This is a genomic window from Agrococcus citreus (assembly GCF_039527715.1).
GTDB classification, from domain to species: domain Bacteria; phylum Actinomycetota; class Actinomycetes; order Actinomycetales; family Microbacteriaceae; genus Agrococcus; species Agrococcus citreus.
Genome location: NZ_BAAAKK010000003.1, coordinates 233,742 through 258,883 on the forward strand (window position 1 = coordinate 233,742; position 25,142 = coordinate 258,883).

At 72.7% G+C, this 25,142-nt stretch carries 22 protein-coding genes; 7 read left to right on the forward strand and 15 right to left on the reverse strand.

The annotated features are described in order from the left end of the window. Window positions 1-274 precede the first annotated feature (274 nt). From ABD106_RS06435 to ABD106_RS06450, 4 genes are all read right to left on the reverse strand, one after another. Entirely contained in the window at window positions 275-841 is a 567-nt protein-coding gene (locus ABD106_RS06435; protein ID WP_343918547.1) for a P-loop NTPase family protein, read from the reverse strand. 68 nt (window positions 842-909) lie between these two features. Further along, entirely contained in the window at window positions 910-2,658 is a 1,749-nt protein-coding gene (gene purH, locus ABD106_RS06440) for a bifunctional phosphoribosylaminoimidazolecarboxamide formyltransferase/IMP cyclohydrolase (protein WP_343918549.1), read from the reverse strand. Further along, complete coding sequence (gene purN / locus ABD106_RS06445; protein WP_343918551.1) at window positions 2,655-3,284, reverse strand: phosphoribosylglycinamide formyltransferase; 630 nt, start codon at window positions 3,282-3,284, stop codon at window positions 2,655-2,657. Before purN ends, purH begins: the two co-directional genes overlap by 4 nt. 38 nt (window positions 3,285-3,322) lie before the next feature. Then, window positions 3,323-4,909, reverse strand: a complete 1,587-nt coding sequence (locus ABD106_RS06450; RefSeq protein WP_343918553.1) for a cell division protein PerM — start codon at window positions 4,907-4,909, stop codon at window positions 3,323-3,325. Between the two features lie 148 nt (window positions 4,910-5,057). Between ABD106_RS06450 and ABD106_RS06455 the strand changes: the two genes are divergently transcribed. Then, the gene (locus ABD106_RS06455) at window positions 5,058-7,274 is read left to right on the forward strand and encodes an NADP-dependent isocitrate dehydrogenase (RefSeq protein ID WP_343918555.1); all 2,217 of its coding nucleotides are present in this window, start codon (window positions 5,058-5,060) and stop codon (window positions 7,272-7,274) included. Window positions 7,275-7,766: 492 nt separating this feature from the next. Here the strand turns inward: ABD106_RS06455 and ABD106_RS06460 are convergent, their stop codons facing one another. Next, entirely contained in the window at window positions 7,767-8,627 is an 861-nt protein-coding gene (locus ABD106_RS06460; RefSeq protein WP_343918557.1) for a DUF559 domain-containing protein, read from the reverse strand. 58 nt (window positions 8,628-8,685) lie between these two features. After that, complete coding sequence (locus tag ABD106_RS06465) at window positions 8,686-9,498, reverse strand: MBL fold metallo-hydrolase (protein ID WP_343918559.1); 813 nt, start codon at window positions 9,496-9,498, stop codon at window positions 8,686-8,688. 89 nt (window positions 9,499-9,587) lie between these two features. On the opposite strand from ABD106_RS06465, the gene ABD106_RS06470 reads away from it, so the two are divergent. Further along, window positions 9,588-10,037 (forward strand): nitroreductase family deazaflavin-dependent oxidoreductase, encoded by a 450-nt coding sequence (locus ABD106_RS06470; protein ID WP_343918561.1) that lies wholly within the window; start codon window positions 9,588-9,590, stop codon window positions 10,035-10,037. Between the two features lie 23 nt (window positions 10,038-10,060). Here the strand turns inward: ABD106_RS06470 and ABD106_RS06475 are convergent, their stop codons facing one another. From ABD106_RS06475 to sucC, 3 genes are all read right to left on the reverse strand, one after another. After that, window positions 10,061-10,252, reverse strand: coding sequence for a hypothetical protein (locus ABD106_RS06475; RefSeq protein WP_343918563.1), 192 nt, complete (start codon window positions 10,250-10,252; stop codon window positions 10,061-10,063). A 126-nt stretch (window positions 10,253-10,378) separates the two neighbouring features. Next, on the reverse strand, window positions 10,379-11,278 hold the full coding sequence (sucD, locus tag ABD106_RS06480) for a succinate--CoA ligase subunit alpha (RefSeq protein WP_343918565.1): 900 nt from the start codon (window positions 11,276-11,278) through the stop codon (window positions 10,379-10,381). 11 nt (window positions 11,279-11,289) lie between these two features. Then, the gene (sucC, locus tag ABD106_RS06485; protein ID WP_343918567.1) at window positions 11,290-12,456 is read right to left on the reverse strand and encodes an ADP-forming succinate--CoA ligase subunit beta; all 1,167 of its coding nucleotides are present in this window, start codon (window positions 12,454-12,456) and stop codon (window positions 11,290-11,292) included. A gap of 198 nt (window positions 12,457-12,654) precedes the next feature. On the opposite strand from sucC, the gene ABD106_RS06490 reads away from it, so the two are divergent. After that, on the forward strand, window positions 12,655-13,377 hold the full coding sequence (locus ABD106_RS06490) for a VIT1/CCC1 transporter family protein (RefSeq protein WP_343918569.1): 723 nt from the start codon (window positions 12,655-12,657) through the stop codon (window positions 13,375-13,377). Here the strand turns inward: ABD106_RS06490 and ABD106_RS06495 are convergent. Both ABD106_RS06495 and ABD106_RS06500 read right to left on the reverse strand, forming a co-directional pair. After that, window positions 13,374-14,048: a response regulator gene (locus tag ABD106_RS06495; RefSeq protein WP_343918571.1), complete on the reverse strand. Its 675-nt coding sequence runs from the start codon at window positions 14,046-14,048 to the stop codon at window positions 13,374-13,376. The genes ABD106_RS06490 and ABD106_RS06495 overlap by 4 nt on opposite strands. Then, a complete protein-coding gene (locus tag ABD106_RS06500; protein WP_343918573.1) occupies window positions 14,045-15,643 on the reverse strand; it encodes an ATP-binding protein in 1,599 nt (532 codons plus the stop codon). Before ABD106_RS06500 ends, ABD106_RS06495 begins: the two co-directional genes overlap by 4 nt. A 191-nt stretch (window positions 15,644-15,834) precedes the next feature. Here ABD106_RS06500 and ABD106_RS06505 point away from each other — a divergent pair, with 191 nt between their 5' ends. The 4 genes from ABD106_RS06505 (at window position 15,835) to ABD106_RS06520 (ending at window position 19,470) form a co-directional block, all read left to right on the forward strand. Continuing rightward, window positions 15,835-16,845 carry a Bug family tripartite tricarboxylate transporter substrate binding protein gene (locus ABD106_RS06505; RefSeq protein WP_343918575.1) on the forward strand — a complete coding sequence of 337 codons (1,011 nt, stop codon included), beginning with the start codon at window positions 15,835-15,837 and terminating at the stop codon, window positions 16,843-16,845. Continuing rightward, complete coding sequence (locus tag ABD106_RS06510; protein WP_343918577.1) at window positions 16,842-17,393, forward strand: tripartite tricarboxylate transporter TctB family protein; 552 nt, start codon at window positions 16,842-16,844, stop codon at window positions 17,391-17,393. The genes ABD106_RS06505 and ABD106_RS06510 overlap by 4 nt, the downstream gene beginning before the upstream one ends. Beyond that, entirely contained in the window at window positions 17,393-19,063 is a 1,671-nt protein-coding gene (locus ABD106_RS06515) for a tripartite tricarboxylate transporter permease (RefSeq protein ID WP_343918579.1), read from the forward strand. Before ABD106_RS06510 ends, ABD106_RS06515 begins: the two co-directional genes overlap by 1 nt. A 218-nt stretch (window positions 19,064-19,281) precedes the next feature. After that, window positions 19,282-19,470: a hypothetical protein gene (locus tag ABD106_RS06520; protein WP_343918581.1), complete on the forward strand. Its 189-nt coding sequence runs from the start codon at window positions 19,282-19,284 to the stop codon at window positions 19,468-19,470. Between the two features lie 13 nt (window positions 19,471-19,483). On the opposite strand, the gene ABD106_RS06525 is transcribed toward ABD106_RS06520, so the two are convergent. From ABD106_RS06525 to ABD106_RS06540, 4 genes are all read right to left on the reverse strand, one after another. Beyond that, complete coding sequence (locus ABD106_RS06525; protein ID WP_343918583.1) at window positions 19,484-21,094, reverse strand: DUF5671 domain-containing protein; 1,611 nt, start codon at window positions 21,092-21,094, stop codon at window positions 19,484-19,486. Next, window positions 21,091-21,546 (reverse strand): LpqB family beta-propeller domain-containing protein, encoded by a 456-nt coding sequence (locus ABD106_RS06530; protein ID WP_343918585.1) that lies wholly within the window; start codon window positions 21,544-21,546, stop codon window positions 21,091-21,093. The genes ABD106_RS06525 and ABD106_RS06530 overlap by 4 nt, the downstream gene beginning before the upstream one ends. 76 nt (window positions 21,547-21,622) lie before the next feature. Beyond that, complete coding sequence (locus ABD106_RS06535) at window positions 21,623-24,016, reverse strand: ATP-dependent helicase (RefSeq protein ID WP_343918587.1); 2,394 nt, start codon at window positions 24,014-24,016, stop codon at window positions 21,623-21,625. Window positions 24,017-24,026: 10 nt separating this feature from the next. Continuing rightward, window positions 24,027-25,049, reverse strand: a complete 1,023-nt coding sequence (locus ABD106_RS06540; protein ID WP_343918589.1) for a glycerophosphodiester phosphodiesterase family protein — start codon at window positions 25,047-25,049, stop codon at window positions 24,027-24,029. Between the last annotated feature and the right edge of the window lie 93 nt (window positions 25,050-25,142).

Sequence of the window (25,142 nt, forward strand, 5' to 3'; positions counted from 1 at the left end):
GGACGAGCGTGTCCGCGCGGTGCTGATGCGACGACTGCGTCGCGATGGTGGTGCTGCGTCACCGGCTGGGCGGCCGGGACGGCGAGGCGAGGCGAGCTCGCGACGGGGCTGCGAGGCCCTCCTGCTACCGACGTCCGGCGACGCGGGGGCGGACGAGGAGGGCGCGGGCGGCAGCGATCGGAGCGTTCGTCGTCGTGCTCATGGCATCCTCCTCAGTCGCCGCGGCGGGTGGCGCGGACAGCCTTCGATTCTAAGCAGGCTCCGCCGGGCGCGTCTACCCCCGACTCGTCGATCCGCGCAGGTCGCGGAGCAGCCGGTCCGCATCGGCGGGCCGCGAGAGCAGCAGCACCGGCGGCGCCGACGTGTCCGCGTGCCAGGCGCGCATCCGCTCGCGCTTCGACCGCCAGGAGCGGAAGTGCCAGACGATGACGGAGTCCTTCGCGAGCGCCAGCCGGAGCGTCTCGACGTTGCCGTTGCACACGAGCTCCCGGGTGCGGATGCGTCGCCACGTGCGGCGGACGAGCCGGGCGAGCGAGACCGCGCGCGGGTAGTCGAGCCCGATGATCACGTCGACGTGCTCGAGCGCCTGCTGGTTGTGGAAGCCGTAGACGGTGTCGAGCACGTACGCGTCGCTCGCGAGGATCGGCAGCACGCTCGCGTCGATCTCCTCGCGCGAGCGCTGCACCCAGCCGGGCTGCCAGCACAGCTCGTCCATGAGCGTGACGGGCAGGCCGAGCCGCTCCCCCAGCGCGAGCGCCATCGTCGATTTCCCGGAGCCGGTGACGCCGAAGCACAGCACGCGGCGGGCGCGGCGGACGTCGTCGATGGTGCCGGCACTCATGCGAGGGAGGCTACCTCGACGACGGACATCGCCGCGGTCGGGCTCGGGCGGGGAGGTGCGCTCCGGACTCAGTGCGCGAAGTGGCGCTCGCCCGTGAAGTACATCGTGATGCCCGCGGCGGTCGCCGCGGCGATGACCTCCTCGTCGCGCACGGAGCCCCCCGGCTGCACGACGGCGACGACGCCCGCGTCGAGCAGGATCTGGAGGCCGTCCGCGAACGGGAAGAACGCATCCGACGCCGCGACCGAGCCCGCGGCGCGCTCACCGGCGCGCTCGACCGCGAGCTTGCACGAGTCGACCCGGTTGACCTGGCCCATGCCGACGCCGACGGATGCGAGCCCCGACGCGAGCAGGATCGCGTTCGACTTCACCGACCGGCAGGCGCGCCACGCGAACTCGAGGTCGGCGAGCACCGCGTCGGAGACGTGCGAACCGCTCACCCGGCGCCACGTGTGCGACGAGAAGCCCTCGAACGTGTCGGGCTGCTGCACGAGCACGCCGCCCGAGACCTGCCGCAGCTCGGAGCCCTCGCGGGCGTAGCCCTCCGGCAGGCGCAGCAGGCGGATGCTCTTCTTCGCCGTGAGCAGCTCGAGCGCCTCGGGCTCGAAGTCGGGCGCGACGACGACCTCGGTGAAGATGTCCTTGACCGTCTCGGCCATCGCGCGCGTGACGGTGCGGTTCGCGGCGATCACGCCGCCGAACGCCGAGATCGGGTCGCACGCGTGGGCGCGCTCGTGCGCCGACGCGATGGGGTCGGCGGCGCGGGGGTCGGCGATCGCGATGCCGCACGGGTTCGCGTGCTTGATGATGGCGACCGCCGGCTCGCTGAAGTCGAACGCGGCTCGGAGGGCCGCGTCGGCGTCGACGTAGTTGTTGAACGACATCGGCTTGCCGTGCAGCAGCTCGGCCTGCGTGATGCCGGCGCCGCCGGGCAGCGCGAAGATGCCCGCCTGCTGGTGGCTGTTCTCGCCGTAGCGGAGTCCGGAGACGAGCGTCGCCGCCCCGACCGCCTTCAGCAGGCCGGTCGCGCTCGACGTGTCGGGCACGGATGCGTCCGCCGCTGCGGGCGCGGGGGCCGCGGCCCGCGCGGGTGCTGCGGGCGCGGCCTGCGCGGGCGCCGCCTGCGCCGGTGCCGCCGGTGCCGGTGCGGCCGCTGCCGGTGCGGCCGCCGCTGCCGCCGCGGGCTGCTCGACCGGCTCCCCCGCGAACCAGCGGGCGACCGCGGTGTCGTAGGCGGCGGTGTGCGCGAACGCGTCGCGGGCGAGTGCGCGCCGCTGCAGCAGGTTGAGCCCCGAGCCGGCCGCCTTCGCGATGAGCGGGTAGATGCGCGGGTCGGTGACGATCGCGACGTTGGCGTGGTTCTTCGCCGAGGCGCGCACCATGGCGGGCCCGCCGATGTCGATCTGCTCGATGACGTCGGCGTCGGCCGCGCCCGAGCGCACCGTCTCGACGAACGGGTAGAGGTTCACGACGACGAGCTCGAACGGCGCGATGCCGAGGTCGGCGAGCTGCGCCTCGTGGTGCTCGAGCCGCAGGTCGGCGAGCAGCCCCGCGTGGATCGCCGGGTGCAGCGTCTTCACGCGCCCGTCGAGCGCCTCCTGGAAGCCGGTGACGTGTGCGACCTCGGTGACCGGGAGTCCCGCATCCGCCAGCATCTTCGCGGTCGAGCCGGTGGAGACGAGCTCGACGCCCGCCTCGACCAGCGCACGGCCGAGCTCGACGACGCCGGTCTTGTCGCTCACCGACAGCAGCGCGCGCCGGAAGGGCACGACGTCGCGGTCGCGGTAGAGGCTCTGGTCGTGCTGGGGTCCGCTCACTGTCGTTCCTCCGTGTCGGTCGGCTGTGCTCGAAGGCGCTGCTCGAGCCCGTGGTCGGCGAGGTCGCACGTGCCGTCGGCGATGTCGGCGATGACGCTCGCGAGCAGCTCCCGCTCGACGAGCTTGATGCGGTCGTGCAGGGTGTCCTGGGTGTCGTCGGGCAGCACGGGCACCCGCTCCTGCGCGAGCACCGGACCGGTGTCGACGCCGCTGTCGACGATGATCACGGATGCGCCGGTCTGGGTCGCGCCCGCCGCGAGCGCGTCGCGCACGCCGTGCGCGCCGGGGAACTCGGGCAGGAAGGCCGGGTGCGTGTTGAGGATCGCCGGCTCGAAGCGCGCGACGACGCCCGCGGAGAGCAGCCGCATGAAGCCCGAGAGCACGATGACGTCGGGCTCGAAGGCCTCGATGCGGTCGGCGATCCGCTCCGACCACGCGTCGCGCGGCGCCTCGAACGGCTCGACGAAGGTGGGGATGCCGGCGGCGCGGGCGATCTCGATGCCGCCGCACTCGCGGTCGGCGCCGACGGCGATGATCTCGGCCGGCACGCGGCCGGCGCGGGTCCGCTCGAGCAGATCGGCGAAGTTGGTGCCGCTGCCGGAGACCAGGACGACGAGGCGCAGCACGCGCTCCATCCTACGGCGTCGCGACTGCGGCGTCGGGACTACGGGGTAGGGCGGTCGTCCTGGGGCGCGGGCGCCGGATGCTTCGACCCAGCCGCGTCATCGGCCTCCGCCGCGCGGTCTCCCGCCGCCTCCGCCGCGTCGTCGACTGCGGAGGGCCCGGGCTGCGCGACGGGTTCGACGACCTGCGTCTCGGCCTCGGCGAGCGGCAGCGGCGACGCGTGCGGCCGCGGGTCGGACGCATCCGCATCGCGGTCGGCATCGCCGCCGGTCGAGTCGTCGTCGATCGGCTCGTCGCCCGTCGTCTCGCCGAGCGACTCGTCGTCGAGCGGCTCGCCGCTGCTGCGACCGAAGCCGAAGACGTCGCGCATCGACGTGCCCTCGCGCTGGGCCGCGAGCGGCAGCGCGGCGCCGCCCGCGAGCCCGACGGGGGCGCGGCCGCCCGCGACCAGGCCGATGAGCAGCCCGACGGTCACCTCGATCGCTCCCCAGCCCGCGACGAGCACGGCGTCGGGGCCGGTCTCGGACAGCCGACCGGGACCGGCGGCGCCCGTCGAGAGCATCGCGGCGATCCCGAGCAGTCCGCCCGCGAGCAGTCCGCCGCCGACGCCGGCGACCGCGAGCTCCCACCAGTGCACGGGGCGGTCAGCGCTGCCGGCGAGCGTCGACTGGCGCGCGAGCGCGCCAACCACGACGGCCGCGAGCACGGGCAGCGCGACGACGACGAGCATCCACGGCTGCGCCGCCGGGTCGATCGCCGAGAGCAGCGGCAGCGCCGGCACGGGGCCGAGGTCGGTGTCGAGCGGCGACACGTTCGAGCCGCGGCCAACCATGAAGCCCGGGCCGATCGCCCAGGCCGCGCCCCACACGATCGCGACGGGCGCGAGCGCGAGCTGCAGCAGGAACAGCACGGCGACGCCCACGTGCGTCACCTCGAGCGACTCCATGAGCAGCAGCCCGTCGGTGAAGCGCAGCAGCAGTCCAGCACCGACGACGAGCGCGCCGATGCCGAGCACGGCGACCGCGCCGCCGAGGCCCGACGCCAGGGCCGCGCGCACGGGGCGCAGCCACGGGTCCTCGATCGTCAGGGCGCGGGCGAGCGCCTGCAGCCAGTCCTGCCCGCGCGCGGCGAGCACGGCGCCTGCCATGCCGACGAGCGCGATGAGCGCGGGGAACGCGAACGCCTGACCGAGGTTCGGCGCGGCCGTCGGGTGCTGCGCGCTCACGCCGGCGAGCAGGCCGACGAGACCCGTGGCGACGGCGCCCGCGAGCGCGGCGATCACGAGCTCGGCGAGCGGCAGCTCCGCCAGGCGGCGGCCGCTGCGCCAGTGCAGCCAGAGCGTGATCGCGCCGATGCCCCACGCGCCGAGCGTCACGACGAACGAGCCGCCCGCCGACTCGAGGCCGATCGCGGCGACCGCCTCGGGCGCGAGCGTGATGCCGACGTCGACGCCGTGGCCGAGCATCCACGCGTCGACCGCGATGCGCCACTGCAGCAGCGGGTCGCCGCCGAAGCCCTGATCGAGGCCCCAGACGGCGAGCAGCACGAGCGCGCACAGCACGAGTCCGACCGCCGCGATGGCGGCGGACTCGACAGCCTGGCCGATCCCGGCCCACACGCGACGCACGGCTGGCAACCCTACCGACGCATCCGCCCGTCGTCCGACTCCCCCGCCGCGCGCCGCTCGAGCCCGGCCGCGATAGGTTGGAGGCGCATGGCGCGGCCTGCGCACGCGCGGCCGCCGTCCCACACAGACTGCGAGGGGTTCGAGCCGCATGGCCAAGATCATCTACACGTACACCGACGAGGCGCCGATGCTCGCGACGCACTCGCTCCTCCCGATCGTCCGCGCGTTCGCCGCAGCGGCCGACGTCGAGGTCGAGAGCCGCGACATCTCGCTCGCCGGCCGCATCGTCGCGTCGTTCGCCGACCTCCTGCCCGCCGACCAGCAGGAGCCGGATGCGCTCGGCGAGCTCGGCGAGCTCGCGAAGTCGCCCGAGGCGAACATCATCAAGCTCCCCAACATCTCCGCCTCCGTGCCGCAGCTGAAGGCCGCCATCAAGGAGCTGCAGGAGAAGGGCATCGCGCTCCCCGACTACCCCGATGAGGTCGAGACCGACGAGCAGCGCGACATCCGCGCCCGCTACGACGCGATCAAGGGCTCGGCCGTCAACCCCGTGCTCCGCGAGGGCAACTCCGACCGCCGCGCACCGCGCTCCGTCAAGGAGTACGCGCGCAAGCACCCGCACTCGATGGGCGCCTGGCTGCCCGACTCGAAGACCGCGGTCGCCACCATGAGCGAGGGCGACTTCCGCGCCAACGAGCAGTCGGTCACGATGCCGGCGGACGACACGCTGCAGATCCGCTTCGTCGCCGACGGCGAGACGACCGTGCTCAAGGACGGCCTGAAGGTGCTCGCTGGCGAGATCGTCGACGCGACCTTCATGAGCGCGAAGGCGCTCGACGCCTTCCTCGCCGCCCAGGTGCAGCGGGCCCGCGACGAGCACGTGCTCTTCTCGGCCCACCTCAAGGCCACGATGATGAAGGTCTCCGATCCGATCATCTTCGGCCACGTCGTGCGCGCGTTCCTGCCGACGCTCTTCGAGCGCTACGGCGCGCAGCTCGACGAAGCAGGCCTCTCGCCCGAGAACGGCCTCGCCGCCATCCTCTCCGGCCTCGGCGAGCTCGACGAGTCGACCGCAGCCGGCGTGCGCCAGGCGATCGAGGACGGCCTCGCCGACGGCCCGCGCCTCGCGATGGTCAACTCCGACCGCGGCATCACGAACCTGCACGTGCCGTCCGACGTGATCGTGGATGCGTCGATGCCGGCCATGATCCGCCAGTCCGGCCACATGTGGGGCCCGGACGGCGAGGAGGCCGACACGCTCGCGGTCATCCCCGACTCCTCCTACGCCGGCATCTACCAGGTCGTCATCGAGGACTGCCAGGCCAACGGCGCCTTCGACCCGACCACGATGGGCTCCGTGCCCAACGTCGGCCTCATGGCCCAGAAGGCCGAGGAGTACGGCTCGCACGACAAGACGTTCCGCATCGAGCGCGCCGGCCGCGTCGAGGTCGTCAACGGCGCCGGCGACGTGCTGATGGCGCACGACGTCGAGGCCGGCGACATCTGGCGCGCGTGCCAGACCAAGGATGTGCCGGTGCGCGACTGGGTGAAGCTCGCGGTCACGCGCGCCCGCGCATCCGACACCCCCGCGGTGTTCTGGCTCGACAAGGGCCGCGCGCACGACGCGGAGCTCATCAAGAAGGTGGAGGAGGAGCTCGGGAAGCACGACACCGAGGGCCTCGAGATCACCATCCTCAGCCCGGTCGACGCGACGAAGCACGCGATCGACCGCATCCGCCAGGGCCTCGACACCATCTCGGTGACGGGCAACGTGCTGCGCGACTACAACACCGACCTGTTCCCCATCCTCGAGCTCGGCACGAGCGCGAAGATGCTGTCGGTGGTGCCGCTGCTGAACGGCGGCGGCCTGTTCGAGACCGGCGCCGGCGGCTCGGCGCCCAAGCACGTGCAGCAGCTCGTCGAGGAGAACCACCTGCGGTGGGACTCGCTCGGCGAGTTCATGGCGCTCGCGGAGTCGTTCCGGCACCTCTCGGAGTCGACCGGCAACGCCCGCGCGGGCGTGCTGGCCGAGACGCTCGACGCGGCGACGGGCTCGTTCCTGAACGAGAACAAGTCGCCGTCGCGCAAGACCGGCGAGATCGACAACCGCGGCAGCCACTTCTGGCTCGCGCGGTACTGGGCCGAGGAGCTCAGCCGCCAGACCGACGATGCCGACCTCGCGGCGACGTTCGCACCGGTCGCCGAGGCGATGGTCGCGCAGACCGAGACGATCGAGCGGGAGCTGCTGGCCGTGCAGGGCAGCCCGGTCGACCTGGCCGGCTACTACCGGGTCGACCCCGACCTGGCCGACGCCGCGATGCGCCCGAGCACGTCGCTGAACGCGATCCTCGCGCCGCTGCGCTGACTCGCGACTTCGCTCGACGCGCCGAAGGGTCCGGCTCCGGCCGGGCCCTTCGCCGTTGCTCGGCAGATGTTCCACCGACCGCCGCGTCAGTCGCAATATGCGGTCGGCCCGCCGCTCCAACGAACATCTGCCGGGCGGCCAGCCTCGTGCGCAGGGGCGCACGATCGCAGCAGGTCCCGCTCCCGCCCCGCCCGGCCTGACGGCGGCCCTGCCCCGGCCCGGGGGGCTCCGCCCGGGCCGGCTCGGCCAGTCCGCCTCATGCCGGCCCCTCGAACGTTGCTCGGCAGATGTTCCACCGACCGGCGCGTCAGCCGCAATATGCGGCCGGCCCGCCGCTCCAACGAACATCTGCCGGGCGGCCAGCCTCGTGCGCAGGCGCGCGATCGCGGCCGGTCCGGTCTGGCTCCGACTGCGCCGACCCTGCCCGCGCCGGTCTTGGCTCGCGCGCCGGCATCGGGCCGCCTCTCGGCAGATGTTCCGCCGACCGGCGAATCAGTCGCGATACGCAGCCGGCACCGCGCTCCGGCGAACATCTGCCGAGCGCGGCCATCGGTGGTCGCCGGCGCGCACGATCGCCAGGAGGTCGCGCTCGATCGCTGGCCAGTCGTCGTGGATCTGCCGGTAGGTGAGCCTGATCGGACGGTAGCCCCTTGCCGTGAGCTCCCGGTCGCGGGCGCGGTCGGCCTGCTGCTGCGCCCAACTCGCATGGTGCTGCTCGCTGTCGCACTCGACGACCAGCCGGTCGCCGATGAGCAGGTCGACGCGCATCCCCTCCCAGATGGAGACCTGGGGTCGCACCGCGATGCCGAGCGACCGCAAGCGGAGCCGCACCATGGTCTCGGTGCCGGACTCGGCTCGATCGACCCTGTCGAGCAGGTTCCGGATGCGGATCGGCGCGGCCTCGCACCACCGCTCGAGCTCCGCTTCCGTCGCGAGTCCGAGATGCAGCAGCGAGTCGGCCACCACGATCACGTCCTCCGCCGTGCCGCAGCGCAGCAGGCACTCGAACGCCAACCGCAGGTCGTCGACCGCCTGCCTCACCGGGGCGAGCCCACCGAAGCGGGTGCAGCCGGTCTTGCCCGCTCGCTTCGGGTAGCGGATGTGTTCCTGCTCGAGCCGCTCGGGCACCCAGACGCCTCGCAACCGCAGGGCGCTCGCGCATGCGACACACCCTCCGCTGCCGACGGCAGCGCTGACATGCTGGTCGGCGCCCGGCGTGGCGAGCCACCCCGAGCGCAGCCGCACGAGCGTGCCGTCCCGCACCGCCCTGGCGACCTGCGCCTTCGTCCACCCGAGCTGCAGCAGCTGCGCTGCGGTCAGCACGCCCAGTTGGAGCAGCAGCGGATCCACCATGCGGGGAAGGTGCCACGCGCGGCACGCTGCGCGCGGTCGCGCGCCGCGGATCTGTGGACTACGTCAGATCGTCGTGCTCGCCCGTCACCCAGGCGATGTGGCGCTCGGCGCTGCGGGCGACCGCGGCCGGGCCGTCCTCGACGACCTGGCCGGGGATGTTGCCGTAGATGCGGCGGAACGCGAGCGCGGCCGCCTGGTCGGCGAGCCGCCGGACGACGCGGGCTGACAGCGGGATGTTGTTCGGGTACGAGCGCATGAAGCCGAGGCTCGCGCGGTCGGGCTTCGGCTGCATCGTGTCGCCGGCGAGCAGCGACCCCTCCCCCTCGCTGCCCGCCGCCCACAGCGCGACGCCCGCGCCCGGGAAGTGCCCGCCGAAGCGGATGAGCCGCACCCCCGGCAGCGGCTCCGTCTCGTTGTCCCACAGCTCGATGCGCTCATGCGGCCGGGCGATCCAGGATGCGTCGCGGGCGTTGACGAGCACGCGCGCGTCCAGCGCATCCGCCCACGCGCACTGCACGCCGAACATGTGCGGGTGGCTGGCCGCGACGAAGGCGAGCCCGCCGAGCCCGCGCACCTCTTCGACCGCTGCGTCGGTGATCGTGCCGAGCGGATCCCACAGCAGGTTGCCCTCGGCCGTCTGCACGAGGATCGATCGCTGCCCGATGCCGACGGCCGGGTCGGACGTCAGCCCCCACGCGCCCGTCTCGAGCTCGACGACGTCGATGTGCATCTCGTCGGCGACGTGCTGCTCGGTGCTCGTCCAGATCTGCCCGTGCAGCGGCACCCACTGCCGCTCGTCGGCGCAGATGCGGCACGTCTCGGGCAGGGGCTCGGCGGTCTCGACGCCGCACGTCGCGCACAGGATCGTCATGGCCCCAGCCTGCACCCGCGAGCGACTCCGCGTCGAGGCGGATGCGCGGCGCGGGATCGGCGCGGGATCGCCCACCCTACGCTGACCCCATGACCGCTTCGCGCAACCCCTCATTCCGTCGAGGCGCCGTCCGCCGCATCGTCGACCGGCTGATGGCCGGCCTCGCCCGCCGCGGGGCGGCGCCGGGCGGCGCGATCGCGCTGACCGTCATCGGGCGGCGCAGCGGCGAGCCGCGGACGCTGCCGGTCACGCCGCTCCCGCTCGGCGGCCGCGTGCACCTCGTCGCGCCCTACGGCGTGGTCGGATGGGTCAAGGACCTGCGCGCGGCGGGCGAGGCGACCGTCGAGCGCGGCGGCGCGCCGATGCGCGTGCGGGCGATCGAGCTGCCCGCCGCGGAAGCAGCACCGGTGCTCCGCGAGTACGTGCGTCGCATCTCGATCGTGCGTCCGCACGTCGCGGCCGGGCCCAGCGACGCGCTCGACGCCTTCGAGGCGATCGCGGCCCAGCACCCCGTCTTCGCGATCGAGCGGATCGACTGAGCCGGCCGCGCCAGGGTGAGCTGCTAGCCCTCGTCGGGCGCCGCCTCGTCCTCCTCGGGCTCGAACGTCGAGGCCTCGTCGGTGGTGGTCGCCCCGAGCCCGTCGGGGTCGTTGGGGATGGTGCCGTCCTCGCCGAGGCCGCCGGGCTTCGTCGTGCCCTCGTCCTGGTGCTCGTGCCCGGATTCGTCGTGCGCAGAGCCGTCGTGGTGGTCCATGTCTGCCTCTCCCTCGCGTGGTGCGCCCACCCTAGCCCCGCATCCTCCGGAGCGCCGGGGAACGGCGAAGGGCCCCGGCTGAAGCCGGGGCCCTTCGCGGTGTCGGTCGACGCGGTGTCGGTCAGCTCAGAGCGACTCGATGATCTCGCGCATGAGGCGGGCAGCCTCGGACGGCGTCTTGCCGACCTTGACGCCGGCAGCCTCGAGCGCCGCCTGCTTCGCCTCGGCCGTGCCCGACGAGCCCGAGACGATCGCGCCGGCGTGGCCCATCGTCTTGCCCTCGGGTGCGGTGAAGCCCGCGACGTAGCCGACGACCGGCTTCGTCACGTGTGCCTTGATGTAGTCGGCAGCGCGCTCCTCGGCGTCGCCGCCGATCTCGCCGATCATGACGATCGCCTTCGTCTCAGGGTCGGCCTCGAACGCCTCGAGGGCGTCGATGTGCGTCGTGCCGATGATGGGGTCGCCGCCGATGCCGATGGCGGTCGAGAAGCCGAGGTCGCGCAGCTCGAACATCATCTGGTAGGTCAGGGTGCCCGACTTCGAGACGAGGCCGATCGGTCCCTTGCCCGTGATGTTCGCGGGCGTGATGCCGACGAGCGACTCGCCCGGCGTGATGATGCCGGGGCAGTTCGGGCCGATGATGCGGGTCGTGCCCGCGGCCTTCGCGTGCGCCCAGAACTCGGCGGAGTCCTGCACGGGGATGCCCTCGGTGATGACCACGAGCAGGCCGATGCCCGCGTCGATGGCCTCGATGACGGCGTCCTTCGCGAACGCCGGCGGCACGAAGACGATCGAGACGTCGGCGCCCGTGGCAGCCATCGCCTCGGAGACCGAGCCGAAGACGGGCAGCTCGACGGCGGAGCCGTCCTGCGCCGTGTGCGACACGGTCGTGCCGGCCTTGCGGGCGTTCACGCCGCCGAGCACCTGCGTGCCGGCCGCGAGCATGCGCGCGGTGTGCTTCGAGCCCTCGCCGCCGGTGATGCCCTGGACGATGACCTTGCTGTCCTTGTTGAGATAGATCGACATCTTCTGCTCTCCTAGGCCGCAGCCAGCTCGGCGGCCTTGGCCGCTGCCTCGTCCATGGTGGCGACGACGGTCACCAGCGGGTGGTTCGCGTCGGCGAGGATGCGTCGGCCCTCGTCGACGTTGTTGCCGTCGAGTCGCACGACGAGCGGCTTCGAAGCCTCGTCGCCGAGGATCTCGAGCGCCTTGACGATGCCGTTCGCGACCTCGTCGCACGCGGTGATGCCGCCGAAGACGTTGACGAACACGCTCTTCACGTCGTGGTCGTTCAGGATGACGTCGAGACCGGCAGCCATGACCTCGGCGGATGCGCCACCACCGATGTCGAGGAAGTTGGCGGGCTTCACGCCGCCGAACTGCTCGCCGGCGTACGCGACGACGTCGAGCGTCGACATGACGAGACCTGCGCCGTTGCCGATGATGCCGACCTGGCCCTCGAGCTTGACGTAGTTGAGGTCGGACTCCTTGGCCTTCGCCTCGAGCGGGTTCGTCGCGGCCTTGTCCTCGAGCTCGGCATGGCCGGGCTGGCGGAAGTCGGCGTTCTCGTCGAGCGTGATCTTGCCGTCGAGCGCGATGATGTCGCCAGCCTCGGTGAGCACGAGCGGGTTGACCTCGACGAGCGTCGCGTCCTCCTTCGTGAAGACGTCGTAGAGCTTCACGAGCACGGGCGCGACCTTGGCGACGAGCTCGTCGGGGAAGCTCGCGGCGCGCACGATCTCCTCGGCCTTCGCGGCGTCGATGCCGACGGCCGGGTCGACCTCGACCTTGGCGAGCGCCTCGGGGCGCTCCTCGGCGAGCTGCTCGATCTCCATGCCGCCCTCGTACGAGCACATGGCGAGGTACGAGCGGTTCGAGCGGTCGAGCAGCACCGAGAAGTAGTACTCCTCCTTGATGGCCGCGCCCTCGGCGACCATCACGCGGTGCACGGTGTGCCCCTTGATGTCGAGGCCGAGGATCGCCTCGGCGGCCGCCTTCGTCTCGGCGGGGCTCTTGGCCAGCTTCACGCCGCCCGCCTTGCCACGTCCGCCCGTCTTGACCTGTGCCTTCACGACGACGACACCGCCGCCGAGCTCCGTGGCTGCTGCCAGGGCCTCGTCGGGGGTGTCGGCGGTGATGCCTCGCAGCACGGGGACGCCGTGCTGCTCGAACAGGTCCCGTGCCTGGTACTCATAAAGATCCACGCGTCATCCAATCAATGTTCTGTGGGCAGAGTCTGGTGGGGATTCGCCTCCGCAAGCCTAGCCCTGTCCCCTGTTGGTCCCCCGACGCTTTCGGGCCGCCGAACCGCGAAGATTCGGCTTTCTTGCCGGTTTCGGAGGAGCCTCGCCTTCCTTGCGCGCGCCCCGCCGACGCCGGACCATGGACAGCTGGAGGACACCATGGACCCTGCGCTCCAGCGCCGACCCGACCTGCCGCCGCCGGTCGAATCGATGACGTCGAAGCTCAACTGGCTGCGCGCCGGCGTGCTCGGCGCGAACGACGGCATCGTGTCCACGTCGGCGCTCATGGTGGGCGTCGCGGGCGCGGGCACGTCGCTCGCCGGCATCCTCACCGCCGGTGTCGCGGCGCTCGTTGCCGGCGCCTTCTCGATGGCGGTCGGCGAGTACGTGTCGGTCTCCTCCCAGCGCGACAGCGAGCGCGCTGCCATCCGCCGCGAGCTGCGCGAGCTCGACGAGGACCCCGAGGGGCAGATCGACCAGCTCGCCCACATGTACGAGCAGCGCGGTCTCTCCCCGGAGACGGCCCACCTCGTCGCGGTCGAGCTGACCGCCTCCGACCCGCTGCGCGCCCACCTCGACGTCGAGTACAAGCTCGACCCAGATGATCTCAACGACCCGTGGGCCGCGGCCGCCTCCTCGGCGGTCGCCTTCACGCTCGGCTCGCTCGTGCCGCTGCTCGCGGCGGTCGTCACGCCGGCCACGTGGATGCCGTGGCCGATCGTGGTCGCGACGGTCATCGCGCTGGTCGTGACGGGCGGCGTCTCGGCCCGCGTCGGCGGCTCCGGGAAGCGCCGCGGGATGGTGCGAGTGCTCGTCGGCGGCATCGTCGCGCTCGCCGCCACCTGGTGCATCGGCACCCTGCTGGGCGCCCCCGTCCACTAGCGACGCGCGCTGTAGCGCAGCTCGGGCCGGCCGGTGCCGCCGTAGCGCGGCGCCACCTCCGCCCTGCCCTCGAGCACGAGCCGCTCGAGGTAGCGGCGGGCGCTCACGCGCGACATGCCGAGGCTCTCGCCGATCTCGGTCGCGCTCGAGGTGCCGTCGAGCGTCTCGAGCAGCGCCGCGACGCGGTCGAGCGTCAGCTGCGAACCCGCCGGCGCGGGCCGCTGGCGGTCGGACGGCTGCAGCATCGCGTCCACCGCCCGCTGGTCGAGCACCCGCAGCCCGAGCGACTCGGCCTGCTCGAGCTCGGCACGGATCGCCTCGAGCCGCTCCCGCATCGCCTCGAGCCCGAACGGCTTGACGAGGTAGTGCCGCACGCCGAACGCGCGCGCGGCGCGCACGGTCTCGAGGTCGCGAGCGGCCGTCACGGCGACGACCTCCCCCGCGAAGCCGCGCGCTCGAGCGACCCGCAGCACCTCGATGCCGGATGCGTCGGGCAGGTGCACGTCGAGCAGCACGAGATCCGGGCGGATCGCCTCGATCGCCTCGAGCGCGGCACGGCCCGTGCTGGCCTCGCCCGCGACGACGAACGCCCCGTGCCGCTCGACGAAGCCGCGCGTGACGATCGCGACCGCCTTGTCGTCCTCGACGATGAGGGCTCTGAGCGGCCTCACGCGCGCACCCGGCTCTCGGCGACGGGCAGTCGCGCGACGAAGCGCGCTCCCCCGAGCGGCGAGTCGTCGACGTGCGCCGAGCCGCCGAGCCGCTCGGCGACGCGCCGCACGAGCGTGAGGCCGTAACCGCGCGCGAGCCCCGCGGGGTGCGACTTCGTCGAGACGTCGATGTCGAAGATGGCGGCCCGCCGCGCGACGGGCACGCCCGGCCCGTCGTCGTCGACGACGATCGTCACGACCCGGCCCGTGTCGGTGTCGACGTCGTCGAGGCCCACCTCCACGCGGCCGCTCGGCGACGCATCCATCGCGTTGTCGACGAGGTTGCCGAGCACGGTCAGCCAATCGCCCGCGTCGCTCGCGGCAGCGCCCTGTCGGAGCGTCGAGCCGGGCCGCACGACGAGCTCGACGCCCTGCTCGCGCGCCTGCGCCCGCTTCGCGAGCAGGAGCGCGGCGACCTCGAGCTCGAGGATGCCGGAGGCCGGCTCGAGCGACGCGAGCGCGCCGCCGGCACCGGCGCGCCCGATGACGCCCATCGCCGCCTCGGTCTCGCCGAGCTCGAGCAGCCCGCCGAGCGTGTGCAGCGTGTTGGCGAACTCGTGCTGCTGCGCGCGGAGCGTCTCGGTCATGCCCTGGGCGCCCGCGAGGTCCCGCAGCGCCGCGTCGAGCTCGGTGCGGTCGCGCAGGATGAGCACCGTGCCGACGGCGCGATCGTCGACCACGACCCGGTCGACGCGCGCCACGAGCATCCGCTCGCCCGCGAGCACGAGCTGCTGCTCGCCAGGATCGGCGAGCAGCGGGTCGATCGGGGCGTCGAGCACCTCGGCGACCGGCGTGCCCGCGAGGTCGGCGCCCGGCTCGCGGCCGAGCAGCCGCAGCGCCGCGTCGTTGCACAGCACGATCGCGCCCTGCTCGTCGAGCACGACGAGCCCGTCGCCGATGCCGTGCAGGGTGGCGTTGCGCGTCTCGAGCATCGACTTGATCTCCTCGGGCTCGACGCCGTAGATGCGGCGGCGCACGAGGGAGGCGGCCCACGAGGCGAGCACGACGCCGACGATCGCCGCGGCCGCGAGGCACACGCCCAGGATCCAGACGGTGCCGAGCCAGTCGCTCTGCAGCTCCGACTCGAGGATGCCCACCGAGACCTGCCCGATCACGGTGCCGTCGGCGCTGAAGACCGGCACCTTGGCGCGCCACGAGGTGCCGAGCGTGCCGGTCTGCGTGTCGACGAAGAGCTCACCGCTCGTCGCGGCGTCGGGCGGCGTCGAGACGAGCTCGCCGATGCGATCGGCGTTCGGGTGCGAGTAGCGAACGCCCTGGACGTCGGAGACGACGACGTACGTGACCTCGGATGCCTCCCTGACGGTCTCGGCGATCGGCTGGATCACGATCGACGGGTCGGGATCGTCGAACGCCTCGACGACCGACGGCAGCTGCGCGACGGAGTAGGCGACGCCGATCATGCGGTCGAGGTAGGCCTCGCGGAGCGAGCGCTCCTGCAGCCAGGCGGCGGCGATGCCGGAGCCGAGGATGACGACGAGCATGATGGCGCTCTGCAGCAGCACCAGTTGGGTGCGCAGCCTCATCGCCCGTCTCACGACCCCATGCTAGGCCGCCGGTTCCCGCGCGGTCAGTGACCAGAACGACCGAAACGCACCTTTCGACCACAACGGCACGCAGCGCATCCGCCCGGGCTACCGTCGCTCCAGATCGTGACTCGGCATCGGTGCCGAGCGCTCAAGGAGGAGACGTGCGATCCATGCACCGAAGCACCGCGCGCAGCACGCGCATGACCACCATCGTCCGCGCCGGCATCGCCGGGGCGGCCGTCTTCACGCTCGCCGCCTGCTCGACGGGCGGCACCCCGAGCGGTTCCGAGCCGGCGGACGGTGAGGCCGCGGCCATCACCGACGTGAGCGTCATCGCTCCGGCAGACCCGGGCGGCGGTTGGGACCAGACCGCTCGCGAGGTCAGCAGGGTGCTCACCGAGAGCGGCCTGGTCGGCTCGGCACCGGTCGAGAACATCGGCGGCGCCGGCGGCACCGTCGGCCTCGCGAGCCTCGCGACCGAGACCGACGCGAGCACGCTCATGGTCATGGGCTCGGTGATGGTCGGCGCCGTCGAGACGAACGCCTCGGAGAACCGCATCGAGGACATGACGCCGATCGCGAAGCTCACCGAGGAGCCGCTCGTCATCGTCGTGCCCGCCGACTCCGAGTACGAGTCGCTGCAGGACCTGCTCGACGCGATCGTCGCCGAGGGCCAGGGCGTCGCCGTCACCGGCGGCTCCGCGGGCGGCATCGACCACATCCTCGCCGGCCTGCTGCTCACCGAGGGCGGCGTCGAGGCGGCCGAGGTGCCGACGACGCTCAACTACATCGCCAACTCCGGCGGCGGCGAGGCGCTCACGATGCTGCTGGGCGGCACCGTGCAGGCCGGCATCTCCGGCGTCGGCGAGTTCTCCGAGTCGGTGCTCGCGGGCGACCTGCGCGCGCTGGCCGTCTCGAGCGAGGAGCCGGCCGAGGCGCTCCCCGACGTGCCCACCATCCAGGACGAGGGCATCGACGTCACCGTCACGAACTGGCGCGGCGTCATCGCACCGGGCGACATCTCGGACGAGGAGCGCACGGCGCTCATCGACCTCGTCACCGAGCTGCACGACCAGGAGGCCTGGACCGAGGCGCTCTCGACCAAGGGCTGGACGGATGCGTTCATGACCGGCGACGAGTTCGACGCGTTCCTCGCCGAGGACATCACCCTCACGCAGGAGACGCTCCGCACGATCGGCCTGATCGAATGAGCGACGCCACGGCCGACGCACCCCTCGAGGGCGCGTCGGCCGCGGCGCGAGCGCGGGCAGCGCGCATCGAGGCGATGATCTTCATCGGGCTGCTCGTCGTGCTCTCCGTCGCGGTGATCATCACCACCACCACCATCCGCGAGCCTCCCGGCTCGTCGAGCACGCTCGGCGCCCGCGTCGTGCCCTACGCCGTCGGCGCGCTGCTGCTGCTGTCGTCGCTCGCCGTCCTGATCGGGCAGCTGCGCGGCAACTACGGCCACGCCGAGGCCGGCGAGGACATCGACCTCGAGCACGGCACCGCCTGGATCCCGACGGGCATCGTCGTGGTGAGCTTCCTCTCGCTCATGGCCACGATCCCGCTGCTGGGCTGGCCGCTCGGCGTCACGATCCTGTTCGCGGGCGCATCGCTCGCCCTCGGCGCGAAGCGCTGGTGGGTCGCCGTGCTCATCGGCCTCGCGCTCGGCGTCATCACCCAGTTCGTCTTCGGCTCGCTCCTGGGCCTCTCGCTGCCGCCCACCGGCAGCCTCACCTCCTGGATCGGCCTCTGATGGACACCTGGACCCTGCTGCTCGAGGGCTTCGCCACCGCCCTGCAGCCGATCTACCTGCTCTACGCGCTGCTCGGCGTGCTGCTCGGCACCGCCGTGGGCGTGCTGCCGGGCATCGGCCCCGCCATGACGGTCGCGCTGCTGCTGCCGATCACGTACGCGCTCGAGCCGACCGCGGCCTTCATCGTGTTCGCCGGCATCTACTACGGCGGCATGTACGGCGGCTCGACCACGTCGATCCTGCTCAACACCCCCGGCGAATCCGCGTCGATCGTCACGGCGCTCGAGGGCAACAAGATGGCCCGCGCGGGCCGCGGCGCCGCGGCGCTCGCGACCGCCGCGATCGGCTCGTTCGTCGCCGGCACGATCGCGACGCTGCTGCTGACCCTGCTCGCGCCCACGGTCGCCCGCTTCGCGGTCAGCCTCGGCCCGGCCGACTACTTCGCCCTCATGGTGATCGCGTTCCTGACGGTGGGTGCTCTGCTCGGCGACAGCGCCTGGCGCGGGATGGTCTCGCTCTCGGTGGGCCTCTTCATCGGCCTCATCGGCGTCGACACGCTCACCGGGCAGTCGCGGTTCACGTTCGGCATCCCCCAGCTGGGCGACGGCATCGACGTCGTGCTCGTGGCGGTCGGGCTCTTCGCGCTCGGCGAGGCCCTCTACGTCGGCTCGAGGCTGCGCGGCGGCACGATCCCGATCATCCCGATCACGCGCGGCTGGCGCACCTGGATGCGCCGCTCCGACTGGGCGCGCTCATGGAAGCCGTGGCTGCGCGGCGCGGCGATCGGCTTCCCGATCGGCTCGATCCCCGCCGGTGGCGCCGACGTCGCGACGTTCCTCTCCTACGCGACCGAGCGCAGCGTCGCCAAGCCCGAGTACCGCGAGCAGTTCGGCAAGGGCGCCATCGAGGGCGTCGCCGGACCGGAGTCGGCGAACAACGCGGCGGCGGCCGGCGTGCTCGTGCCGCTGCTGACGCTCGGCATCCCGACGACGGCGACGGCGGCGATCATCCTCAGCGCCTTCCAGACCTACGGCATCCAGCCCGGTCCGCGGCTGTTCGAGACGCAGTCGGAGCTCGTGTGGGCGCTCATCGCGAGCCTCTTCATCGGCAACACGCTGCTGCTGGTGCTCAACCTGCCGCTCGTCGGCATGTGGGTGAAGCTGCTGCAGATCCCGCGGCCCTACCTCTACGCGGGCATCCTCGTGTTCGCCGGGCTCGGCGCGTTTGCCGCGAACTTCACGGTGTTCGACATCGGCGTGCTGCTCGTGCTCGGCGTGCTCGGCTTCTTCATGCGTCGGCTCGGCTTCCCGATCGCGCCGCTCGTCGTCGGGGCGATCCTCGGCCCGATGGCGGAGGAGCAGCTGCGCAAGGCGATGCAGATCGGGCAGGGCGACCCGTCCTACCTCGTGCAGAGCCCGTTCTCGATCGTCGCGTACGTCGCGATGGCGCTCATCATCGCGCTCGCGCTGTGGCTCAAGCGCCGCCGCGCGCGCTTCGAGGCATCGCTCCCGGCCGCCGACACGGTGGCGATCGCGACGCTCGACGAGGAGATCGAGTCGCAGGAGCCGCACCCCGAGCTCGACCGCGGTCGGCTGTCCACGACGACGCTGCCGACGCAGCGGCGCACCGACGAGAGCGACGACCTCGACGACCCGCCCCCTCCCCGCTGAGGCAGCCCGGCCGAAGGCGCGGCCGCACGACGGATGCCGTCCGGACGCCCCGGGCGGCATCCGTCGTCTGCGCCCGCCATGCGCGGTGCGGCGCAGCGTCACGCGCAGCGCGCCCGACGATGGCAGCGCTCCAGGCAGCACCGCATCGAGCTGATCTTCGCGCCGGTGAGCGATACCGACCGGCGCGCAGACGTGCAGCCTGTGCCAGGCTGGTGAGCATGCAGGAGCAGCGGGACGAGCGAGCACGAGAGCACGACCGCATCCCCGCGGAGCTCGACCCGTACTTCGAGCGCTTCGACGACGAGCGGCCGCCGCGCACGATGCGGCGTCGCCTGCAGCCGATCATCTGGCTCGTCGGCGCGGTCACGCTCGTGGCGATGGTGCTGCTCGTGACGCCGGGCCTGTAACCCTCGCGGCGACTCACTCCGCGAGCGGGATGACGTCGATCCGCTCGCCGGGCCCGAGCACGACGAGCACGCGTCGCCCGGCCACACCCGCGAGCGCCTCGACCACGCGCTCGGGCGCAGCAGCGGACCCCTCATCACCTGCACGCGTCCAGCGGGTGACGGACGCGCCCGTGGCCGACGCGATCGCCTCGGCGAGCGCTCCGGCGTCGCCGGCGCTGACGAGGATGACGCGATCGATCGTGCGGGCGCGAGCCACCGCCGGCGCCGTGTCACGGTCGTGCCGCCAGACGGCGAAGTGATAGCTCGCGACCAGCGCGGTCGCGAGCAGCAGACCGAACGGCGCCCTGATGCGCTCGATCAAGCCCCCTCCGCCGCCGGCCAGCACGACCTCGAAGATCCGGTAGCCGACGACGAGCAGGGCGACGATCGCGACCACGGCACTCACGCCGAACACGGCGACCAGGTAGACCCGACGCGCGGTCGTGCCGGCATCCGCCGCGACCCGTAGCGGCTGCCACGCGACCCACCAGATCGGGGCGCCGACGATGATCGCGGCGATCCCACCGAGCAGCAGCGTGCGCGCGTCGTCGCCGGCCAGCGGTGCGGTGATCGAGGCCAGCAGCGCGTTGACGACGACACCGATGCCGGACGCCGCAGCGATCAGCCCGATGCCCGCCTCCACGAGCCGCGCGGCGCTGCGGACCGCATCGGAGCGCTCCTGCGCGATCCGGCCGTGGTACAGCCAGACGATCCCGCCCACCGCGGCTGCCGCGACGGCGAGGGGCAGTGCCTCGAGCAGCACGCGCCAGGGGTCGCTGCGGTCGAACGCAGCGCGGAGCGCGACCAAGAGCGCGGCGCCGAGCCCGCCCAGCGCGACGGCGGCCGCGGCGAGCACGCCGACGACCACGAGCGCGACCGAGGCGAAGCCGTCTCGCAGCGCCCGCGCACGCTCCCGCACCCAGTGCCACCACCAGATGACGGCGCCGCCGACCGCCCAGACGAACGCCTGCAGCACGCTCGACCACCAGGGGGAGCCGATCTGCGCATCCGCGGCCAGCAGCGCTTGGTCGAACACGGGCTGCAGCGTGCGGATCGCCCCGGTGGCCGTGACCACCAGCCCGTAGACGGCACCGAGCACGAGCGGCACGGTCCGCAAGCGCAGCGGCCCCTTCCGGCCGCTTCCCCACATCGCGCGGTGCAGCACCCAGACGACGAGCCAGGTGATGCCGATCGCGAACGCCTCGGGCGACCAGTTGCCGCCGATCAGGTCGGCCGCCATCCCCAGCAGCCCGATCGTGAGGGTGACGAGCGAGACGAAGGAGATCGCGCTGAGGTAGAGGCCCCAGGCCACCGACGAGCGGTCCGGGCCGTCGAGGCGTCGCCACTGGAACCACCAGAGCACGACCGCGAGCGGGCCGGCGATCAGGGCGAAGGCGAGCGACAGCGCCAGCCCGCCGGGACCCTCGGCGACGTCGGGCCGAGTCTCGAGCAAGCGCCCGAGCAGTCCGCTCACGCCCGTCGCGGCGATCGCGACCAGCACGAACAGGATGCTGTAGACGATCAGCCGCCGCACCGTGCCCTGCGCACCGCGCGAGGGTGCGAAGGGGGTGAGGAGCGCGCTCACGGTGACGCCTGCGCGCAGATGGTGAACTGCCAGGGCGTGGTCTCGATGACCCAGTCCGAGCCCTCGCGCACCAGGTCGAAGCTCGCGTCCTCGCGGTACTCCGAGGGGCCGAGCAGGCCACCGCTGGTCGTGACGATCGAGACGTCGATGTCGGCGCTGTCCTCCCGCTCGGTGGTCGATGTGAGCGTCACGCGCACGTCCTCGAGCATCCCGGCCTCGATGCGATCGCAGTCGTTCCGCACGTCCTCGACGAGGTAGGCGCGCGCCGCCTGCTCGTCGCCGGCGATGACCGCCTCGGTGTAGCGCTGCACGACGCCGGCGGGCGACGCCTCATCGATCGGCGCCGCGCCGCTACGGGTGAGCACGACGATCAGCGCGACCGCCACGAGCGCTGCCACGGCGATGATCGCGACCAGCAGGGAGCGATCGGGGCGGCCGGAAGCGGGGTCCATGGCTCATTGTGGCCTGGAATCCACCCGCTCGCCAGAGGCTCCAGCCCGCGACGGGTGCACGAGCGCCTTCCCGGGCTCAGTCCAGCTTCTCGATCGGCGCGATCTTGATGAGCAGGCGCTTGCGGCCCGCGGCATCGAAGAGCACCTCGGCGATGCGCTTCGCGCCCGCACCCGTCACGCCCTGCACGCGCCCCTCGCCGAAGTCCTTGTGGCGGATGCGGTCGCCCGGCGCCAGCTCGAGCCCCGAGTTGTCGCGCACCTCGGTGATCGTGTTCGCGAACTGCTTGAGCGGCGCCTTGGGCAGCGGCTTCGGGTCGCGGAAGCCCGTGACGAACTGCTCGCGCGGCTCGTCGCGCCAGCGGCCGGCGACCGCCCGCTGCGGCGACGGGCGCATCGTCGACGGCGGCGTGCGCCAGTCGATGAGCTCGCTCGGGATCTCCTCGAGGAACCGGCTCGGCACCGCCGGGTTCACCTCGCCGAACTGCGCCCGCGTCATCGCGAGCGAGATGTGCAGCCGCTGCCGCGCGCGAGTGATGCCGACGTAGAAGAGCCGTCGCTCCTCCGCCTGCCCACCCGGCTCGTTCGCGGAGATGCGGTGCGGCAGCAGGTCCTCCTCGACGCCGGTGATGAACACCGCGTCGAACTCGAGGCCCTTCGCCGTGTGCAGGGTCATGAGCGACACCTGCCCGCCCGAGTCGTCGAGCTCGTCGGCGGCTGCGACGAGCGCCGTCTCGGTGAGGAAGTCGATGAGGGTGCCCGCGGGGTTCTGGCGTCGGTACTCGCGCGTCACGGCGACGAGCTCCTCGACGTTCTCGAGCCGAGCGGCGTCCTGCGGGTCGGTCGAGCGGCGCAGCTGGTCGGTGTAGCCGGAGCGGCTCAGGATGTCGCGCAGCAGCTCGCCCGGGTCGGCCTCGGGTCGCGCGCTCCACTCGTCGAGCAGCGCCGCGAGGTCCTTGATGGCGGCTGCCACCTTCGGGCCGAGGGCGATCTCGTCGACGCGCCGCATCGCATCCCGCAGCGTGATCTGGTGCTCGTCGGCGAACGCCTGCAGCGCCGCCTCGGTCGCGGGGCCGATGCCGCGCTTCGGCACGTTCATGATGCGGCGCAGGCTGAGCGGATCGGCGGGGTTCGCGACCGTGATCAGGTACGCCATCGCATCCTTGATCTCGGCGCGCTCGTAGAACTTCGTGCCGCCGATCACCCTGTACGGGATGGCGGTGCGGATCAGCACCTCCTCGAGCGCGCGCGTCTGCGCGTTCGTGCGATAGAACACGGCGATGTCGCTGTAGGCCATGCCGCCGGAGGTCAGCTCGACGATCTCGTCGGCGACGAACTGCGCCTCGTCGTAGCCCGAGTGGCCGGTGTAGCCGACGATCTTCGCGCCGTCGCCCGAGTCGGTCCAGAGGCGCTTCTCGCGGCGGTCGAAGTTGTTGCCGATCACCGCGTTCGCGGCCGACAGGATGTTCTGCGTCGAGCGGTAGTTCTGCTCGAGCAGGATCGCGCGGGCACCGGCGAAGTCGCGCTCGAAGTCGGTGATGTTGCGGATGTCGGCGCCGCGGAACGCGTAGATCGACTGGTCGGAGTCGCCGACGACCGTGAGGGATGCGCCCGGCAGGTCGGCGCGGAGGTCGGGCAGGTCGGCGCGCGTGACGGGCTGCGTCAGCTCGCGGATGAGGGCGTACTGCGCCGCGTTGGTGTCCTGGTACTCATCGACGAGCACGTGCCGGAAGCGCTTGCGGTACTGCGCGGCGACATGCGGGAAGGCGCGGAAGAGGAAGACGGTCTGCGAGATGAGGTCGTCGAAGTCGAAGGCGTTCGCGCGTCGCAGCTCGTTGTCGTAGTCGCGCCACAGCTCGAGGAAGGCGGCGTCGAGCGGGTTCTCGAGGTTCGCGGTGCGCGCCCAGGAGTCGACGTCGTGCAGCTCGTTCTTCGCCATCGAGATGCGCGACGAGACGCCGCCGGGCGTGAGCCCCTGGATGTCGGCGCCGCGCTGCTTGATGAGCCGCTTGATGAGCGCGCGCACGTCGCCGGAGTCGTAGATCGTGAACGACTGCTGGAAGCCGAACTCCTCGGCCTCGCGGCGCAGGATGCGCACGCACGCGGAGTGGAACGTGCGGATCCACATGCCGCGCGACTCCTCGCCGACGAGGCTGCCGACGCGCTCGCGCATCTCGGCGGCGGCCTTGTTCGTGAAGGTGATGGCGAGGATCTGGCTCGGCCACGCCTCGCGCGTGGCGAGCAGGCCCGCGATGCGGTGCGTGAGCACCTTCGTCTTGCCGGAGCCGGCACCGGCGACGATGAGGAGCGCCGGGCCGCGGTGCAGCACCGCCTCGCGCTGCTGCGGGTTCAGCCCCTCGAGCAGGTGCTCGGGGATGCTGTCGCCGCGGGGTCCGATCGGCGACGGCCGCTGCACATCTCCACGGTGCCCACTTCCCGTGGCGTCGTCGCCCAGCCCCCACAAGTCGCTCATCGGATCGAGTCTACGAGCCTCCACTGACGTCGGCGTGGCGCGAGCGGGTCGCTGGGGGCTCGGTCGCGAGGCGGCGCCAGAGGTCGGGATGGTCGACGAAGACCGCCTCGAGCCCGAGCGCCGCGAGCATCCCCCACTCGGTCGCCCAGTCGCCCCAGGCGGCGTCGTGCTCACCGAGACGATGCTCCGGCTCGAGGAACCGGTTCTCCGGTCGCAGGGTCCAGGCGATCGTGCCGAGCCCCGCGGCGCTCGCGCGCTCCACGAGGTCGCTCGTCGCGAGCCCGCCCGAGCGGCGATCGAAGAGCACCGACTTCGCGACGCTGATCGCATCGACCCGCCGCGCGAGCTGCGCGAGCGCCGCATCGGTGCGCTGCTCGGCGTAGGTCGGGGCGGATGCGCCGGCGACCGGCACGAGATCGGCCGCGGTGCCGTGCTCGTCCATGAGGTAGACGAGCCGCGCCTCGACGCCGCGATCCCGCACGGCGTGCAGCGCGGACTCCTCGAAGCTCTCGACCGTGAGGCGCCCGCTCGAGGACCAGTGGGTGCCGGCCACCGCTTCCGCCAGCATCGCGTCGAGCGGCAGGCCCATCGCCGCGTGGTGCGTGGCGTGCTTGAGCTCGGCGACGACGTCGAGCTCAATCTCGTCGGCGATCACGAGCAGATCCGTGAAGCGGAGGATTCGGTCGAGTCCGTCGCGCCGCGCGCCGAGCGGCCGCAGCTCGGGCACCCGCTCGCGAGCCCGGAGCGTCGCGACCTCAGCCCACGTGAGGTCCTCGACGAACCAGCCGGAGAGCTGCTCGCCGTCGATCGTCTGCGTTCGGCGGCGGTCGGCGAGCGCCGGCCGGTCGGCGATGTCGGTCGTGCCGCTCAGCTCGTTGTCGTGCCGCACGACGAGCACGCCGTCGCGTGTCGCGACGAGGTCGGGCTCCACGGCGTCGGCGCCGAGCGTCGCGGCGAGCCGCACGGCCGTCTCGGTGTGCTCGGGCGCCCAGCCGGAGGCGCCGCGGTGGGCGATGACGCGAGTGGCTTGCACCGCGCCAGGCTAGCCGCGTGCGCCCTCGGCGAACCGGCCGCGCCCCACAGGCAATGCTTGGCATCGGCGGCTAGTCTGAACGGGTCCGCCCTC

Coding starts and splice junctions, on each gene's coding strand:
- ABD106_RS06435 (WP_343918547.1), bottom strand. CDS start 841: ATGAGTGCCGGCACCATCGACGACGTCCGCCGCGCCCGCCGCGTGCTG.
- ABD106_RS06455 (WP_343918555.1), top strand. CDS start 5,058: ATGGCCAAGATCATCTACACGTACACCGACGAGGCGCCGATGCTCGCG.
- ABD106_RS06460 (WP_343918557.1), bottom strand. CDS start 8,627: ATGGTGGATCCGCTGCTGCTCCAACTGGGCGTGCTGACCGCAGCGCAG.
- ABD106_RS06465 (WP_343918559.1), bottom strand. CDS start 9,498: ATGACGATCCTGTGCGCGACGTGCGGCGTCGAGACCGCCGAGCCCCTG.
- ABD106_RS06470 (WP_343918561.1), top strand. CDS start 9,588: ATGACCGCTTCGCGCAACCCCTCATTCCGTCGAGGCGCCGTCCGCCGC.
- ABD106_RS06475 (WP_343918563.1), bottom strand. CDS start 10,252: ATGGACCACCACGACGGCTCTGCGCACGACGAATCCGGGCACGAGCAC.
- sucD (WP_343918565.1), bottom strand. CDS start 11,278: ATGTCGATCTATCTCAACAAGGACAGCAAGGTCATCGTCCAGGGCATC.
- ABD106_RS06490 (WP_343918569.1), top strand. CDS start 12,655: ATGGACCCTGCGCTCCAGCGCCGACCCGACCTGCCGCCGCCGGTCGAA.
- ABD106_RS06505 (WP_343918575.1), top strand. CDS start 15,835: ATGACCACCATCGTCCGCGCCGGCATCGCCGGGGCGGCCGTCTTCACG.
- ABD106_RS06510 (WP_343918577.1), top strand. CDS start 16,842: ATGAGCGACGCCACGGCCGACGCACCCCTCGAGGGCGCGTCGGCCGCG.
- ABD106_RS06515 (WP_343918579.1), top strand. CDS start 17,393: ATGGACACCTGGACCCTGCTGCTCGAGGGCTTCGCCACCGCCCTGCAG.
- ABD106_RS06520 (WP_343918581.1), top strand. CDS start 19,282: ATGCAGGAGCAGCGGGACGAGCGAGCACGAGAGCACGACCGCATCCCC.
- ABD106_RS06530 (WP_343918585.1), bottom strand. CDS start 21,546: ATGGACCCCGCTTCCGGCCGCCCCGATCGCTCCCTGCTGGTCGCGATC.
- ABD106_RS06535 (WP_343918587.1), bottom strand. CDS start 24,016: ATGAGCGACTTGTGGGGGCTGGGCGACGACGCCACGGGAAGTGGGCAC.